Genomic DNA, 16502 nt, shown 5'->3' with positions numbered 1-16502 from the left:
TTCGTCCGACAGGACGGTGGCCCGGGATCGCCGGCAGTTCGGCGAGACCGCCAACCGCGCGGTCGCAATCGTCACTCGGTGGTCGGGCGGTTCCGCTTGGTGCCCCGGGGCAGCTTCGCCGACGGGGTGGTGGTCCGCTTGACCGTGGGCTGCGTGGTCGTCGTCTTGGTGCGGGTGGACTTCTTCGCGGCTGCTGGCTTGGCCTCCGCGATCTCGGCCACCTCGGCCGGGCTCGGCACCGCGGCCGGAGTTGCCTCGGCAACCGGCGTCGCGGTCGCGGGCGGCTCGGTGGCCGGCTCCACCGTGGCCCCGGTCGCCTCGATGTCGGCGTTCACCGTGTCGGCGGCCCCCAGCACGCCCACGCCGACCACCCGCTCGCCGCGCGCGACCAGCGCGCCGTACACGGCCAGCGCGCGCTCCTGCGCCGCCTGGGCACCAGCCACGATCACGGTCGCGTTCCGGGTCGCCAGCTCGCGCAGCCGGTCCGGGTCGGCCAGGTCGGCGTGCTCGCGCAGCCGGTTGAGGTCGGCGGTCGGGGTGGCCCGCTGCCGCAGCGACTCGACGGTCTGGTTCGCGTTGCGCAGCGTGTCGTTGGCCTTCTGGCGCAGCTCGAATCCGGTGACGACGGCCTTGCCGCCGAGGTCGTTGACGACCTTGCCACCGTCGGCGACGACCCGGTCGCGCAGCTCACCGACCACGGTGGGCAGCTTGCGCAACTGCTGCAGGGCCAGTTCGCCGGCACCGGCGGCGGCGTATATCGGGGCAGGGATGCGGTTGGTCTTCGGCTGGTTCATGACTGCTTCTCCTCCTGAGTCGCGGTCGCGGTCTTGCGGACCACCTTGCGGGCGGTCTTCGGGGCAGGGCTGCGGGTCGGCGCGGGGGCCGCACCCGCCTCGGTCACGGCGACCGACTCGAGGACGGCCTCGGTCGGGGTGCCCTCCTCGGTGGTGGGCCCGGTTGCGGCCAGGTTGGCCACGTCGGGCGCGGTGCCGTCGTGCACACCGGAGGTGCCGGTCGGGAGGTTCGCGTCGCCGGCACCCGCGCTCGCGGTCTCGGCCGCCGCGGTCGCCTCGGCCAGCCGGTTGTTCTCCCGGCGAAACGTCTCGTAGATCTGGGTGAGCGACTGCCGCTGGGCCATCGTCAGGTCCGGGTCGACCGCGATGGCCGCCAGCACACCCTGGCCCTCCTTGTCGTCGAGCAGCCCGGCCCGCAGGTACATCGCCGGGGTGGAGACCCGCAGTGCGCTGGCGAGTTGCTGGAGCACCTCGGCGCTGGGCCGCCGCAGGCCACGCTCGATCTGGCTGAGATAGGGATTGCTGACCCCCGCCTGCTCGGCGAGCTGCCGCAGCGAAATCTTCGCGTTGCGCCGCAGGTCACGAATGAACCCGCCGACATCGGGAAGGTCCTTGGAAGTGGCCATGGTTCAACGGTAGCCCGCGCCGCTAGCAGTTGCAAGCAAATCGCTTGCCGGAGTTAGCAACGTCACCGCGCGGTTGCGCGCCACTCGTGCCCGGTCGTACCGTTCTGCGGTGATCAAGATCCAGGTGAATGGCGCCCGGCTGGCCTGCGACGAGACCGGCACGGGTTCCCCCGTCGTCCTGCTGCACGCCGGCATCGCCGACCGCCGCATGTGGCGCGAACAGATCGACGTACTCGCCGCCCGGCACCGGGTCGTCGCCGTGGACCTGCGCGGCTACGGCGAGTCCGAGTTGCCGACCACCGCCTTCGCCCACCATGACGACGTCGCCGGCCTGCTCGACGCCCTCGGCCTGGCCCGGGCCGCGCTGGTCGGGTGCTCCTTCGGTGGGGCGGTGGCCATCGACACCGCGCTCGCCCACCCGGGCCGGGTCAGCGCGCTCGCCCTGCTCGGCTCGGCCGTGTCGGGCCACGACTGGTCGGAGCGGACCAACGACCTGTGGGAGGCCCTGGTCGGCGAGGTCGACCCGGAGGACTTCGCCGGCACCGCCGCGGGCGAGGTGCGGTTCTGGGTGGTCGGCCCGGAACGCGATCCGGCGGACGTCGACCCGCGACTGATCGCCTTCGCCACCGCGATGGACGAGCGGGCACTCGCCGCCGAGCTGGCGCTCAGCGCGGTGGATGTCGCCGAGCTCGACCCGCCGGCGATCGGCCGGCTCGGCCAGCTGACCATGCCGGTGCTGGTCGGCGCCGGCGCGGCCGACGTGCCCGACATCCGGCAACTGGCCGACCGCATCGCGGCCGAGGCGCCGCAGGCGATCCGCCTGCCCGACGTGCCGGACGCCGCCCACCTGCTGCCGCTGGAGCGCCCGGGCCCGGTCAACGCGGCCCTGCTCGACTTCCTGCCCTGACCTGGCTACCAGAGCGGGCGTACGCCGCCGACCGGAAGGCCGCCACCGAAGAGCGGCACCGCCGCGAACTCCTCCAGCACCGGCGCGGCGATCCCGAGGCGGCGCAGCGCGGAAACCAGCACCGGCATCCGGGCCCGTCCCGCGCCGTCGTCGATCTTCAATGCCACGGCACCGACGCCGGGCAGCGCCGCGGCGATGACACCCTCAGCGCCGATCTTCGCCAGCAGCCCGGGTACGCCACGCATCAGCCGGGTGTCGTCGGCCTGCGTACCACCGACGATCTCCGGGTGTGCCCGCATCGCGTCGGCCACCGCACTCGCCACCGGGTCGTTCTCGGACTCCACCAGCCGCAGGTACGCGCCGGCCAGCCCGGTCAACGACGCGGACAGCACCGGGGCACCACACCCGTCCACGCCGACCGCCACCGCCTCTTCGCCGGTGAGATCCTCGACGGTGTCGCGCAGCAGCTGCTGGAGGGGGTGCTCCACTCGCCAGTACCCGTCCACCGGCCACCCGGCGGAACGGCAGGTCAACAGCATCCCGGCGTGCTTGCCCGAGCAGTTCATCCGGATCCGGGTCGGGCCGCCACCGGCCCGCAGCACCGCCATCCGGGCCTGTTCGCCGGCCGGCAGGTCCGGCGGGCAGTGCAGCGCGTCCTCGTCGAGCCCGGCACCGGCGAGCAGCCCGGCGACCCTCGCCAGGTGAAACTCCTCCCCCGCGTGGCTGGCCGAGACGAGGGCCAGGTCGGCGGGGTCGGTCAACCGCAGCCCGGCACGGAGCATCCCGACCGCCTGCATCGGCTTGTTCGACGAGCGCGGGAAGATCGGAGAGGTCACGTCACCCGCGCCGGCCAGAACCCCACCGGCGGCGTCGACGACCACCACCGAACCACGGTGCACGCCCTCGACGAAGTCGGACCGGACCACCTCGGCGAGCGGCACGCCACCCTCGTAGCTCTTTCCCACAACGTGGACGGTACCGAGGCTCGCGGCCGGTCAGGCACCGGGGTGACCAGGCACGCCACCTCCGGGTGCGAAGGAACGCAGAGCGTCGTCGCGCCTTACAGGCCGAGCATCTCCCGGGCCTCGGCGGTGTTCACCGGCGGACGCTGGGCGAGTTGGGCGAAGCCGACCGCCCTGGCCACCAGCTGCATGTTCGACTCCACCGGGCGGCCCTTGGCGTACGTCACCGTGTCTTCCATCCCGACCCGCAGGTGACCGCCGGCGGAGAGCGCGGCGAGCATCACCGGGATGGCGGTACGGCCGACCCCGGTCGCCGAGAACGTGGTGCCCTCCGGCAGGTCGCGCAGCATCTGCTGGGCCGCCACGAGGGTCGCCGTGGTTCCCGGCATCCCGCCGGGGACCCCCATCACGAAGTCGACGTGGACGTGGCCGCCGTGCGGCAGGCCGTACCTGCCCAGCAGGCGCTGCAACGCGGTCAGCTGACCGAGGTCGAAGATCTCGTACTCCGCGACGATGCCTCGTTCCTGCATCCGCCCGTGCAGGTCGACGATGAATCCCCAGCGGTTGAGGAAGACGTCGTCGCCGAAGTTGACCGTGCCCATCGTGCAGGAGGCCATGTCCGGATCAGCGTCCAGGACGGCGAGCCGGTGGGCCTCCGGGTCGGTGACCGCGCCGCCGGTGGAGAGCTGCACGATCAGGTCGGTGCTCTCCCGCAGCGCCGCCACGGCCGCGCGCAGCCGGCCCTGGTCGAGGGTGGGCCGCCCCTCGCCGTCCCGGACGTGGACGTGGATCACGGAGGCGCCGAGCGCCTCGCACTCCCTGGCGGTGAGGACAAGTTCGTCGAGGGTGACCGGCAACGCCGGCACCTCCGTCTTGGCCGACTCCGCGCCGGTGGGGGCAACCGTGATCAACGTCCCTGTCGTCATGCCGGCGATCCTAGAACGCCGGACCGGCCGCCGGTGCCGGCGGAGACCGCCGGTGCCGAGGGTTGCTCACCTGGGGTCGATGGCGGCGGCGCTGTCACCGACGCGGAGTTGGGCGTCGTCGGGCACGGAACGCTTGAGCACCGCGAGCGCGATCTGGCCCAGTTCGTGGTGGTGCACGGCGGTGCCGACGAAACCGACCGTCCGGCCGTCCAGGGTGACCGGGATCCCGGCGGCGGGCAGCTGGTCGGTGGTCACCCCGTCGAGATGCAGCAGGACCAGCCGGCGCGGCGGCCGACCCATGTTGTGCACCCGGGCGACCGTCTCCTGCCCCCGGTAGCATCCCTTCTCCAGGTGCACGGCGGGGGCGATCAGGTCCACCTCGGCGGGGATCGTCCGGTGGTCGGTGTCGACACCGACCCGGGCCCGGCGGGCGGCCACCCGCACCGCCTCGTACGCCCACAACCCGACCGCGGGAACACCGTTGCCGCGCAGCTGCGTGACCACCTGCTCCATCGCCGCCCGAGGCACCAGCAGGTCCACGCCCAGCGGACCGCGCCGGGCCCATCCGCCCACCGGCAGCGGCTGCACGTCGTAGCGGGCGGTCGGGCGGTACGGCAACTCGCCCGACCGGAACTTCGGGCCCGGCACCCCCACCACGTCCGGCTCCGCGAGCGCCGGCACGCCGAGCACGGCGACCGCCTCGGGCGCCTTCGGCCCGACCAGCGACAGCAGCGCGTGCTCGGCGGTCACGTCGCGCGGGTCGACCTGGCTGAAGAATCGCATCTTCTCCAGGTAGGTCAGCAGCCCCCCGGTGGCCCCGGGCTCGGTGTCCAGCCAGGTGGTGACGCCGTCCTCGGCGACCATGGCGTGCTGTTCGACGTGGCCGTGCGGCGAGAGCACCAGCAGCTCGGTGCCCTGCCACGGGCTCAGCTCGGCGAGGTGCTGGGTGGTCAGGGTGTGCAGCCAGGAGATGCGCTCGGCGCCCGGCACCGCGATGACGCCGCGGTGGGAGCGGTCCACCACACCGACCTCCGTGTCCAACCGGCGCTGCTCGCGCATCGGGTCGCCGTAGTGCGCGGCCACCCCCCGCACCCCGGCGGCGAGGTGGGCCGGCTCCGGCTGGTCCCGGCTGGCCTCGTCGATGCGCTCCACGGCCACTGCACCCGCGATATCGATCATTCCTGGCCCTCGTTCCCGCAACGTTCACAGACGCCGAAGAACGAGACGTGGCCGATGTCCACCCGGAAGCCCCGCTCGCCCGCCAACCGGTCGGCCAGCGGGCGCAGCAGTTCGGGATCCATCTCGTCGATCGCGCCGCACTCCCGGCAGACCAGGTGTACGTGCTGGTCCGCACCGGCTGCGTGGTAGGTCGGCGAACCGTGCGAGAGGTGGGTGTGGGTGACCAGGCCAAGCCGCTCCAGCAGCTCAAGCGTGCGATAGATGGTGGTGATGTTGACCCCGGCGGCGACCTCGCGTACCGCCGTGTGCACCTGCTCGGGGGTGGCGTGCCCGAGATCCAGCACGGCCTGGAGGATCAACTGTCGCTGCGCCGTCAGCCGCAGCCCACGGGCGCGGAGCAGTTCCGCGAGGGAGGATTCGGACACCCACCGATCATAGTTCGGGCGTCCGGTGTCTCCCGGCGTGACGGGCACCGCACTATGCTCGGCCCCCATGGTGGCGTCGCGGATCGCCGTGCTGGGGCGGGGGGTGCTGCCGGCCGGCGAACCGGTGCTGCGCGGTGACGACCTCGGTGTGCTGCGCGGCGACGGCCTCTTCGAGACGATGCACCTGCGTCACGGCCGACCCTGGCTGCGCCCGGAGCACCTGGCCCGGCTGCGGGCCGGCGCGGCGGCCATAGAGCTGATCCTGCCGGCGGACGAGGCCCTGGTCGAGCTGCTGGACGACATCGCGGCAGGCTGGCCGACCCAGGTGGAGGGCGCGCTGCGCCTGGTCTGCACCCGGGGGCCGGAGGGCGGCGGCCCGCCCACCGTCTACGCCACCCTCGCCGCGGTGCCCGCCGCGGCCCGGCAGGCCCGGCACGACGGGGTGAGCGTGGTCACCCTCTCCCTGGGCGTGCCCGCCGCGGCCCGACCTGAGCTGGACTGGCTCCCGGTCGGCATCAAGTCCACCTCGTACGGGGCGAGCAGCGCGGCCCGCCGCTGGGCGGCCCGCGCGGGGGTGGACGACGTGCTCTGGATCTCCTCGGACGGGTACGCGCTGGAGGGCCCCACCGCCAACCTGGTCTGGTCGACCGGCGACACGTTGTGCACGGTGCCGGCCCGCCGCACCGGCATCCTGCCCGGCACCACCGTCGCCTGGCTGCTCGCCCACGCCGGCGAGATCGGCTGCGCCGCCGCCGAACGCATGGTCACCCCGGTCGGGCTGCGCGACGCCGACGGCGTCTGGCTCACCTCGTCCGTACGCGGCCTGGTGGCGGTGCACACCCTCGACGGTGAGCCGCTGCTCCCCGGGCCGCGTACCCGCGCGTTGCAGGAGCTGCTCGGGTTTCCGCTGCCCTGACAGTTCGGCACCGGCAGGGCGAGGGGTCAGCCGGCGACCCGGATGAGGCGGGCGGACAGGTGCGGCGACAGGGGCTGGCCGACGGCGGCCATGTCCTGGGCGTAGAGCAGGGCACCCTCGACGATGCCGAAGAGACGATGCCCGGCGCTGACCTCCTTGGCGGTGGCCGTACGCACCACGGCGTCGGTGACGAACTCGACCTGGGTGCCCTTACGCCGGCCGACGTGCAGCTCCATCACCCCGGTGGGGGTGGTCAGCAGGGCCTCCAGTTCATCGGTGACCCGGTCGCCGTCCAGCACCGGCCGCCACCAGCCGACCTCCCGGCCCGCCGGCCGCACCGGGCGACTCTGCTCGTCGAGGATCCACGCCCGGGACGCGTAGTGCAGGAACGGCCGGCCGTCGTGGCTGATCCGGATCTCCTGGGCGAAGTCGAAGTCCTCGATGGTGGGGAACCCGCCCCGGCCCCGGCCCCGCCACACGCCGATGTACGGCAGCAGGCCGTCCAGCGCGGGGTGCAACTTCGGGCCGACGCGCAGGTCGTGGCTCTCCTCGAAGGGATAGGGCTCGACCGGCGGCGCGTTCAGCCAGGGCGGCGGCGCCAGCGGGTTGTCACTCACCGAATCGCCTTCGCTCGCGCTCACCATTTGCCTCTCGATATGCGGACAGCCAGGTAGACCAGACCACCGGCGAGCGCGCCCAGGCCGGCGACCAGCAGGCTGACGAACCCGATCTCGGTGACCATCCGGGTCATCCTATGCTGGGCGGCATGGCCCGCACTCTCGTCGTCAAGGCCACCGCCGGCGCCGACGCGCCGGAACGGTGCGCCCAGGCATTCACCGTGGCGGCCACCGCCGCCGCCGCCGGGGTGCCCGTCTCGCTCTGGCTGACCGGCGAGTCGACCTGGTTCGCCCTGCCCGGCCGGGCACAGGACTTCGCGTTGCCGCACTCGGCCCCGCTGGCCGAGTTGCTGCACGTGATCCTGGCCACCGGCACGGTGACCGCCTGCACCCAGTGCGCCGCCCGCCGGGACATCGACTCCGGCGACGTGCTCCCCGGTGTCCGGATCGCCGGGGCTGCGGTCTTCGTCGAGGAGGCGATGGCGGAGGGCGCGCAGGCGCTCGTCTACTGAGTGGCCGGACAGCGCGCGGCAACGCGGCGGAACCCGCCCGACAACGCGGACCAATGCCTACGATTCGGATGTGACCGAGGCGACCGAGCAGTTCTTCGCGACCTTGCCGGACCGTGCCCCGGAAACCCTGCGCGCTTCGGTCGCGGGCACGCTTCGGATCGACCTGTCCGACGGCCGCGTCACCGAGCACTGGCTGGTCCGGATGCAACAGGGCGCGGTCGAGGTCAGTCAGCGTCCGGAACAGGGCGATGCGATCTGGTACTGCGGTATGGACCTCTTCGACAGGTTGATCACCGGACGGGCGCAGGCGATCGCCGCGGTGTTCCGCAACGAGGGCACCTACCGCGGAAACGTGGTGCTGTTCCTCGCCTTCCGGCACTTCTTCCCATCACCGCCGGGCACCCGGGACCCGCGCGAGGTGGCCCGCAAGCACGCCAGGTGGACGCGGTGAAGCAACTGGTCAGCATCCTGGACGGCAACACCTTCCTGGTCAGCGACCGCCGTGGGGACGTCGAGGCGGCACTGGACTTCCCGACCGGCCTGTTCTCCTTCGACACCCGGTTCCTCTCCACCTGGCGGCTGCTGCTCGACGGCGGGCGGTTACACGCGCTCTCCATCGACGACGCGGAGTCCCACCGGACCCGCTACTTCCTGGTCCCGGGCGAGCCCAGCCACTTCCTGGACACCAAGGTCTCGGTGATCAGGAGTCGGGCGATCAGCGGCAGCCTCGAGGAGGAGCTGACCGTGCTCAACCACTCCGGGGAGGAGACGAGCTTCACCCTCCGGATGGAGATCGCCGCGGACTTCGCCGACATCTTCGAGATCAAGGACATCCGCGGCAAGAACGGCCACAACACCGCCGCGCCCGGCGAGGACACACTGCGGCTGAACTACCGGCGGGACGCGTTCCACCGCGAGACGCTGATCCACAGCAGCGCACCCGCCCAGGTCGACCGGAAGGGCATGACCTTCCCGATCCGGCTCGGGCCGCACGGCGAGTGGACCACCCGGCTGACCGTCACCGCCGTGATCTACGGTGCCCGCGGCCAGGACATCCGCACCCTGCTGCCGTTCGCCGGCAACCGGACCACGGCGGCGATCGAGGCGGAGCACGGCGAGTTCGTCGCCAAGGCGCCGAAGCTGGGCTGCGACTGCCAACCACTGGCCGGGGCGTACCAGCGCAGCCTCAACGACCTGGCCGCGCTGCGGTACGAGTCGATCGCGCTCGGCGTACGCCTGGTGGCCGCCGGCCTGCCCTGGTTCATGACGTTGTTCGGCCGGGACAGCATCATCACCTCGCTCCAGGTTCTGCCGTTCCTGCCGGAGCTGATCCCGCCGACACTGACCATGCTGGCCGGGCTTCAGGGGCACCGGTTGGACGACTTCCGCGACGAGGAGCCGGGCAAGATCCTGCACGAGCTGCGCTACGGGGAGAGTTCCGGCTTCGAGGAGCAGCCCCACTCGCCCTACTACGGCGCGGCCGACTCCACGCCGCTGTTCGTGATCCTGCTCGACGAGTACGAGCGGTGGACCGGCGACGTCGAGCTGGTCAAGCGGCTGGAGTTCTCCGTCCGGGCGGCCCTGGCCTGGATCGACAGCTACGGCGACCTGCTCGGCACCGGGTATCTCTGGTACCAGACCCGCAATCCGAAGACCGGCCTGGAGAACCAGTGCTGGAAGGACTCGTGGGACGCCGTCTCCTACTCGGACGGCCGGCTGCCGAGCTTCCCCCGGGCCACCTGCGAGTTGCAGGGCTACGCCTACGACGCCAAGCTGCGCGGCGCCCGGCTGGCCCGACTCTGCTTCAACGACCCGCAGTACGCCGACCGCCTGGAGCGGGAGGCCGCCGAGTTGAAGGAACGGTTCAACCGGGACTTCTGGCTGCCGGACAAGGAGTACTACGCGCTCGCCCTGGACTCCGACGGCACCCCGGTGGACGCGCTCAGCTCCAACATCGGGCACCTGCTCTGGAGCGGCATCGTCGACGAGTCCCGGGCCGCACGGGTCGCCGAACACCTGCTCGGGCCGCGGCTCTACTCCGGCTGGGGGGTCCGCACGCTCGCCGACGACCAGGGGCGCTACAACCCGATCGGCTACCACGTCGGCACCGTCTGGCCGTTCGACAACTCGATCATCGCCTGGGGACTGTGGCGGTACGGCTTCCGGGAGGAGGCGGGGCGGATCGCCGAGTCGATGCTGGCCGCGTCCCACTACTTCGCCGGGCGGTTGCCGGAAGCCTTCGCGGGCTACGAGCGCGACCTCACCGAGTATCCGGTGCAGTACCCGACGGCGTGCAGCCCGCAGGCATGGTCGGCGGGGACGCCACTGTTGCTGCTGCGGGTCATTCTCGGGCTGGAACCGCAGGGCGAGCACCTGATCATCGACCCGTACGTGCCGTCCGGCATGGGTCGGGTGGAACTGTTGGACATCCCCGGCCGGTGGGGCCGGGTGGACGCGCTGGGTCGCAGCCGCGAGGAGTCCAGCCGGCCGGAGTGAAGCTGCCGGTCAGCCGGCGCAGCCGGTGGTCGCCGAGACCAGGATCCGCTCCGCCTGGAGGTCGACCAGCACCGCCACGCCGTCGCGCCGGTAGGCGTACAGCTCCGGCGTGTCGACCACCGGCGTGCCGCCCGCCAGCGACGCGAGCGCGCCCGGCGGCGGCGTCGTGACCGGGCCGGCGACCGATCGGACGGTACGGGCCGCCCCACCGCCGGGGCAGGGCGCCTGCACCGCGGCCTCCGGGTCGGCGGCCGGGCTGCCGAGGGCGGCCAGCGCCTCGGCCAACGCGCCGGCCTCGGGCCCCGCGGGAGGGCCGCGTCGCCGGCGTCTGCCTCGCCGGCGAGGCGGCACCCGGTGTCGACGGTGAACCGGATCCGGCCGTCCGCGACCGGCCGGCCGGCCACGGTGACGAAATCGCCCGCATCGGCGCGCAGCCGGGGCCGTCGGAGGTGGACCGCACGCCGGCCCGCCACCGCGCGGGCAGCCGATCGGCGACCTGCTCCAGCAGCGCCCGTTCCTCGCCCACCGGCACGGCCAGCTCGGCCGTACGCACCAGGGTGGCACCGTCGGCGAACGGGGTGACCCGGCAGCCCCGGTCGATCTCGGGCGGAGCCAGCGCGGGCACGCCGGCACCGGCCGCCGCGACCAGCTCACCGATCGCGCCGTCCACCACCGGCCCGGCCTGCGCCAGGGTGCGTTGTTCGCGCACGGTCGGCGGGTCGTCCCGGGACGAGGCCCAGGTGAGGCCGGCGAGCAGCACCGCCCAGGCCACGGTCACCACAATCAACCAGCGCGGCCACCGGGCACCGGAATCCGGCGACCGGGGACCCGTGGGCGGGGCCTGCCCCGCGTCGACCGAGCTGCTCACCCGGTCATGGTGTCATGCGGGGTGTGACGGCCTCGCCGGGACGCCCGTCGGCGGCCTCCGGCGGCACGGTCAGGCGGTAGCCGACGCCGCGGACGGTCTGCACCTGCGGCCCGTCGGGCAGCGTCCGCAGCTTGCGGCGGAGCCGCTTGAGTGCCGAGTGCAGGATCGCGGTGTCGCCGAGGTACGCACCGCCCCAGACGGAGGCGAACAGCCGCTCGTAGCTCCACAGCGTGATCGGTGGACTGACCAGCCGGGCGAGCAGTTCCCGCTCGGTGCGCGTCAGCCCCAGCGGCACCCCCCGCCAGGTCACCAGGTGCCCGGCCCGATCGACCACGAGGTCTCCGCAACTGGCCGGGCGTTGCGCCGGCTCGTCGCCCGACCCGCCGCCCGGCGCCCCGGGCGACACCGCCGGGGCCGGGAACATCGCCCGCAACTGGGCCAGGTCGGCGCAGATCACCACCGGCCCCACTCCGTCCAACCGCTGCATCACCCGCTGCCGGACGGTGGCGTCGGAGCTGACGCAGACCAGGATCGGGATCTCTCCACCGGACACGACGCCTCCCCGAGCGCACCGATCTGACCTGCGACTTCCCACCAATCGCCAATGACAGTCACCGATGGCGCCGGTTTCAGCCTAACGGTCAGGATCGCGCCTCGTCACTGACCGAGTACTGACCGACCCCACCCATTGATCACCGACTGTCCGGGCAAGAGCATGACTCTCATGCGGGCGGGCACCACCACCAGCCACCCACACCGCCCCGGCCGCGCCGCGACGTCGCGCCCCGGCTCGCGGATGTCCAGGCCCCGAACCGATCGGGACCGACGACGTGGGGGAGGAACCTTGTTCACACGACCATCCACCCGATCAGCACGGTGGCGGGCGGTGGCGGTGCTGACCGCCGCCGTCCTGGGCCTCACCGCCCAGCCGGCGGTCGCCGCACCGGCACCGCAGTCGGTCTCGCACCGGGCCGCCGTCGACCCGGCGCTGCTCGACCAGCTCGGCACCGCGTCGACCGCGACGTTCCTGGTCTACCTGACCGAAACCGCACCGCTGGCGCAGGCCGGCAGGCTGCCCGACCCCGACGACCGGGCCCGCGAAGTGCACCGGCTGCTCACCGGCACGGCCACCCGCACCCAGCGCGACCTGCGGACGATGCTCGACGAGCGGAAGGTGCCGCACACCGCGTACTGGATCGCCAACGCGCTGCGGGTCGAGGGCGACAAGGCGCTGATCGACGAGATCGCCGGCCGGCCGGAGGTGGCCCGAATCACACCGAGCCGCAGCTACCCCCTGGTGCGGCCCACCACGACCGAGGCCGCGCGGGCCGGCACCGCGGCGGTCGAGTGGGGACTGGCCAACATCGGCGCCCCCCAGGTGTGGGACGAGTTCGGCGACCGCGGCGAGGGACTGGTGGTGGCCAACATCGACAGCGGTGTGCGGTACGACCACCCGGCGCTGGTCACCTCCTACCGCGGCAACCTCGGGGGCAGTTTCGACCACGCGTACAACTGGTTCGACCCGGCCGGCGTCTGCGGCGGCGTGGCACCCTGTGACAACAACGACCACGGCACCCACACGATGGGCACGATGGTCGGTGACGACGGCGCCGGCAACCAGATCGGTGTCGCCCCCGGCGCCCGCTGGATCGCGGCCAAGGGCTGTGAGTCGAACAACTGCTCCGACGCGTCGTTGCTCGCGGCCGGCCAGTGGGTGCTCGCACCCACCGACGCCAACGGGCAGAATCCCCGGCCGGACCTGCGCCCGGACATCGTCAACAACTCCTGGGGCGGCGACGGGGGCGACCCCTGGTACCAGCAGACCGTCGCCGCCTGGCGGGCGGCCGGCATGTTTCCGGTCTTCTCGTCCGGCAACGACGGCCCGGCCTGCGGCAGCGCCGGCTCGCCCGGCGACAACGCCAACGCGTACGCGGTCGGCGCGTACGACGTGAACAACACCATCGCCGGCTTCTCCGGCCGGGGCTCCGGCACCGAGCTGATCAAGCCGAACATCGCCGCGCCCGGCAGCAGCGTCCGGTCCAGCGTCCGCAACGGCGGGTACGCCTCGTTCAGCGGCACCTCGATGGCCGCGCCGCACGTCGCCGGGACGGTCGCACTGGTCTGGGCGGCGGCACCGAGCCTGCGCGGCGACATCGCCGCCACGGAGGAACTGCTCGACCGGACGGCGCGGGACGTCGACGCCACCACCTGCGGTGGCACCCCGGCCGACAACAACGTCTTCGGGGAGGGCCGCCTCGACGCGTACGCGGCGGTGCGGGACGCACCCCGGGGCCTGGTGGGCCGCATCACCGGCGTGGTCACCGACAGCGACGGCGACCCGCTCACCGGAGCGGAGGTCACCGACGGCACCCGCAGCGCCACCACCGGCGTCGACGGGCGGTACGCGCTGAGCGTGCCGGCCGGCGAGACCACCCTCTCGGTGAGCGCCTACGGCTACGCCGGCCAGTCGGCGACCGTCACCGTGCCCGAGGGCGGTGCGGTCACCCGTGACTTCACCCTCGTGGCGACGCCGACGGTCACGGTGCGCGGAAAGATCACCGACGGTTCCGGCCACGGCTGGCCGCTGTACGCGAAGGTCGAGGTGGCCGGCCGCCCCGGCGACCCGGTCTTCACCAACCCGGTGACCGGCCGCTACTCCTTCACCGTGCCGGGCGACACCTCGTACCGGCTGACCGTGACCGCCCGGTACCCGGGCTACCAGACCGTCACCCGCGACGTGCCGGTCGGTGGCGACGCCACCACGGTCAACGTGGCGGTACCCGTCGACGCCGCCTGCACCGCCGCCGGCTACACCGGCCAGTTCGGCGCACCGCTGCTGACCCAGAGCTTCGACGGCACGAGCGCGCCGGACGGCTGGACGGTGACCAACCGGACCGCCTCCGGCGGCTGGGTCTTCGACGACCCCCGCTCGCGCGGCAACCTCACCGGCGGTTCCGGCGGCTTCGCCATCATCGACAGCGACGCCCTCGGCACCGGCAACACCCAGGACACCGACCTGGTCGCCCCGCACCTGGACCTGACCGGAGCCGCCGCGCCGGTGCTGCGCTTCCGCAGCGACTGGCGGGCCGTCGGGATCACCGACACCGCCGACATCGATGTCTCGACCGACTCGGGTGCCACCTGGACCAACGTCTGGCACCAGACGTCCAGCCGGCGCGGCCCCCGGGTCGAGGAGGTGCCGCTGACCCCGGCGGCCAACGCCTCCGCCGCACTGGTCCGCTTCCGCTTCAAGGGCACCTTCGCCTGGTGGTGGCAGGTGGACGACGTGGAGGTGGTCAACCGCGAGTGTTCGCCGGTACCCGGCGGGCTGGTGGTGGGTACCACCACCGACCGCAACACCGGTGCCCCGCTGGCCGGGGTGACGGTGGTCAGCGACGAACGACCGGAGGACCGGGCGGTGTCCGCGGCCACCCCGGAGGACCCGGCCAAGCCGGACGGCTTCTACTGGCTCTTCTCCGGGCTGACCGGCAGCCACCCGTTCACCGCCAGCCGCACCCCGTACCGGTCGGCCACGAAGGACGTCACGGTGGCCGCCGACGGGGTGAAGCGGGCCAACTTCGCCCTTCGCGCCGGTCGGTTGACCGTCAGCCCGACGACGATCGAGTCACACCAGTCGTACGGCAGCACCCGTACCACCCGGGTGACGGTGAGCAACACCGGCACCGCACCGGCCACCGTGGACCTGCTGGAACGCTCCGGCCAGTTCGACCTGCTCAAGCAGGACGGTGCACCGCTGCGCGAACAGAAGATGAAGGGGATCAGCAAGGAGCGCACCGGCACCGCGTACGGCGGGGCGGCACCCGAGACGGGCACGGCCGCCGACGACGCGTGGAGCGAGATCGCCGACCTGCCGGCGTCGATCTACGACAACGCCGCCGCCTGGCTGGACGGGAAGGTCTACTCCGTCGGTGGTGGCGGTGGCACCGGCACCGAGCGCAAGGCATGGGCGTACGACCCCGGGGCCGACGCCTGGACGGCCCTGCCTGACCTGCCGACGGTGCGCTCCAAGCCGGCCGCGGCAGCGGTCGACGGCAAGCTCTACGTCATCGGCGGATGGGGCGCGGACGACGGCACCGTCGCGACGGTCGACGTCTTCGACCCGGCCGCCGGGACGTGGAGCACGCTGCCCGGGGCCACCAACCCGGCCCCGGTCGCGGCGGCCGGCGCGGCGGTGCTCGGCGGAAAGGTCTACCTGGTGGGCGGCTGCGCCGACGCCACCTGCACCGACACCGACCGGCTGGTGGTGTTCGACCCGGCGACGGGCTCGTTCGGCACCGGCGCCGCCTACCCGCACCCGGTGGCCTGGCTGGCCTGCGGCGGGATCGGGGCCGCGGTCTACTGCGCCGGTGGCACGGGCGGCACCGAGTACACCGACGCCTACCGGTACGACCCGGCGGCCGACGCCTGGAGTCCGCTGCCGGGCATGCCGACCGAGTTGTGGGGTTCGCAGTTCGCGGCGGCGGGCGGGATGCTCGTGCTGGCCGGCGGCGTGACGGACGGGTCGACGGCGGTCAGCAACCGCACCATCGCCTACGACCCGGCCGCCGGCGCCTGGCGTGACCTGCCAAACGCGCAATTCAGCCGGTACCGGGGCGCCGCCGCCTGCGGCACCTACAAGATCGGCGGTTCGCCCAGTTCCTTCGTGGGCAGCGCGGACAGCGAGCGGCTCGGTGGCCTGGAACTCTGCGCCGCCGAGGCGGACCTGCCGTGGCTGGAGACGTCCCCGACCAGCTTCACGCTCGCCCCGGGTGCGTCGCGGACGGTGACCGTCACGCTCACCGCAACCGCGGCGGCGGGTGTCGCCCAGCCGGGCCGGTACGCCGGCGAACTGGCCATCGCCTCGGACACGCCGTACGGGACCGATGCGGTATCGGTGGAGATGAACGTGTCCCCGCCCGCCAGTTGGGGCAAGATCCAGGGCACCGTCACCGGCACGACCTGCGGTGGCGTGACGGTCGGCATACCGGCGACCGTCCGGGTGAACCTGATCTCGACCGGCACCGGCACCACCCTGACGGCCGGCTCCACCGGCAGGTACGCCTGGTGGTTGCCGAAGGGCCGCTACGAGGTGATCGTCGCCAAGGACGGCTGGGTGCCGCAGGTGCGGCGCCACCGGATCGAGGCGGGCATCGTCGGCACGCTCGACTTCGCCCTGGATCCGACCTCGACCTGCACCAGGGCAACCGGCATCTGACCCTGCTCGACCGGTGGTGGGCGCCGCTCCTCATCGGATCGGCGCCCACCACCGGCGGA

The 16502-nt window shown here is 73.1% G+C and carries 15 protein-coding genes and 1 pseudogene; 6 read left to right on the top strand and 10 right to left on the bottom strand.

What is annotated here, in order from left to right; translation table 11 throughout:
• Positions 1–71 precede the first annotated feature (71 nt).
• Positions 72–794 (bottom strand): hypothetical protein, encoded by a 723-nt coding sequence (locus KIF24_RS02470; RefSeq protein ID WP_221082579.1) that lies wholly within the window; start codon positions 792–794, stop codon positions 72–74.
• Complete coding sequence (locus KIF24_RS02465) at positions 791–1420, bottom strand: helix-turn-helix domain-containing protein (RefSeq protein ID WP_221082578.1); 630 nt, start codon at positions 1418–1420, stop codon at positions 791–793. The genes KIF24_RS02470 and KIF24_RS02465 overlap by 4 nt, the downstream gene beginning before the upstream one ends.
• 109 nt (positions 1421–1529) lie before the next feature.
• On the opposite strand from KIF24_RS02465, the gene KIF24_RS02460 reads away from it, so the two are divergent.
• Entirely contained in the window at positions 1530–2327 is a 798-nt protein-coding gene (locus KIF24_RS02460; protein ID WP_221082577.1) for an alpha/beta fold hydrolase, read from the top strand.
• Between the two features lie 5 nt (positions 2328–2332).
• Here KIF24_RS02460 and KIF24_RS02455 read toward each other — a convergent pair whose 3' ends face one another.
• The 4 genes from KIF24_RS02455 to KIF24_RS02440 all read right to left on the bottom strand — a co-directional run bounded on the left by KIF24_RS02455 (position 2333) and on the right by KIF24_RS02440 (position 5819).
• A complete protein-coding gene (locus KIF24_RS02455; RefSeq protein ID WP_221082576.1) occupies positions 2333–3292 on the bottom strand; it encodes an asparaginase in 960 nt (319 codons plus the stop codon).
• A 95-nt stretch (positions 3293–3387) separates the two neighbouring features.
• On the bottom strand, positions 3388–4215 hold the full coding sequence (locus KIF24_RS02450) for a BKACE family enzyme (RefSeq protein WP_221082575.1): 828 nt from the start codon (positions 4213–4215) through the stop codon (positions 3388–3390).
• 66 nt (positions 4216–4281) lie between these two features.
• Complete coding sequence (gene ygfZ, locus KIF24_RS02445; protein WP_221082574.1) at positions 4282–5394, bottom strand: CAF17-like 4Fe-4S cluster assembly/insertion protein YgfZ; 1113 nt, start codon at positions 5392–5394, stop codon at positions 4282–4284.
• Positions 5391–5819, bottom strand: coding sequence for a Fur family transcriptional regulator (locus tag KIF24_RS02440; protein WP_221082573.1), 429 nt, complete (start codon positions 5817–5819; stop codon positions 5391–5393). Before KIF24_RS02440 ends, ygfZ begins: the two co-directional genes overlap by 4 nt.
• A 67-nt stretch (positions 5820–5886) precedes the next feature.
• Here KIF24_RS02440 and KIF24_RS02435 point away from each other — a divergent pair, with 67 nt between their 5' ends.
• Positions 5887–6735 (top strand): aminotransferase class IV, encoded by an 849-nt coding sequence (locus KIF24_RS02435; protein ID WP_221082572.1) that lies wholly within the window; start codon positions 5887–5889, stop codon positions 6733–6735.
• A gap of 26 nt (positions 6736–6761) precedes the next feature.
• Here the strand turns inward: KIF24_RS02435 and KIF24_RS02430 are convergent, their stop codons facing one another.
• Together KIF24_RS02430 and mtfM are read right to left on the bottom strand one after the other, a co-directional pair.
• Positions 6762–7379 (bottom strand): FABP family protein, encoded by a 618-nt coding sequence (locus KIF24_RS02430; protein WP_230414808.1) that lies wholly within the window; start codon positions 7377–7379, stop codon positions 6762–6764.
• A complete protein-coding gene (gene mtfM, locus KIF24_RS33790; RefSeq protein WP_046570768.1) occupies positions 7373–7477 on the bottom strand; it encodes a small membrane protein MtfM in 105 nt (34 codons plus the stop codon). The genes KIF24_RS02430 and mtfM overlap by 7 nt, the downstream gene beginning before the upstream one ends.
• 12 nt (positions 7478–7489) lie before the next feature.
• Here mtfM and KIF24_RS02425 point away from each other — a divergent pair, with 12 nt between their 5' ends.
• From KIF24_RS02425 to KIF24_RS02415, 3 genes are all read left to right on the top strand, one after another.
• Positions 7490–7864 (top strand): DsrE family protein, encoded by a 375-nt coding sequence (locus KIF24_RS02425; RefSeq protein ID WP_221082570.1) that lies wholly within the window; start codon positions 7490–7492, stop codon positions 7862–7864.
• A gap of 70 nt (positions 7865–7934) precedes the next feature.
• Complete coding sequence (locus KIF24_RS02420) at positions 7935–8315, top strand: SCP2 sterol-binding domain-containing protein (protein WP_221082569.1); 381 nt, start codon at positions 7935–7937, stop codon at positions 8313–8315.
• Positions 8312–10360, top strand: a complete 2049-nt coding sequence (locus KIF24_RS02415) for an amylo-alpha-1,6-glucosidase (protein ID WP_221082568.1) — start codon at positions 8312–8314, stop codon at positions 10358–10360. Before KIF24_RS02420 ends, KIF24_RS02415 begins: the two co-directional genes overlap by 4 nt.
• 9 nt (positions 10361–10369) lie before the next feature.
• On the opposite strand, the pseudogene KIF24_RS34270 reads toward KIF24_RS02415, so the two are convergent.
• Positions 10370–11228: pseudogene (locus KIF24_RS34270) on the bottom strand (hypothetical protein).
• Positions 11229–11232: 4 nt separating this feature from the next.
• Entirely contained in the window at positions 11233–11781 is a 549-nt protein-coding gene (locus KIF24_RS02405; RefSeq protein WP_221082567.1) for a winged helix-turn-helix domain-containing protein, read from the bottom strand.
• Positions 11782–12072: 291 nt separating this feature from the next.
• Here KIF24_RS02405 and KIF24_RS02400 point away from each other — a divergent pair, with 291 nt between their 5' ends.
• The gene (locus KIF24_RS02400) at positions 12073–16443 is read left to right on the top strand and encodes a S8 family serine peptidase (RefSeq protein WP_407939851.1); all 4371 of its coding nucleotides are present in this window, start codon (positions 12073–12075) and stop codon (positions 16441–16443) included.
• Positions 16444–16502: the final 59 nt, after the last annotated feature.

It is taken from the genome of Micromonospora tarapacensis (assembly GCF_019697375.1).
Classification (GTDB): domain Bacteria; phylum Actinomycetota; class Actinomycetes; order Mycobacteriales; family Micromonosporaceae; genus Micromonospora; species Micromonospora tarapacensis.
This window is presented reverse-complemented; position numbering and strand designations above follow the sequence as displayed.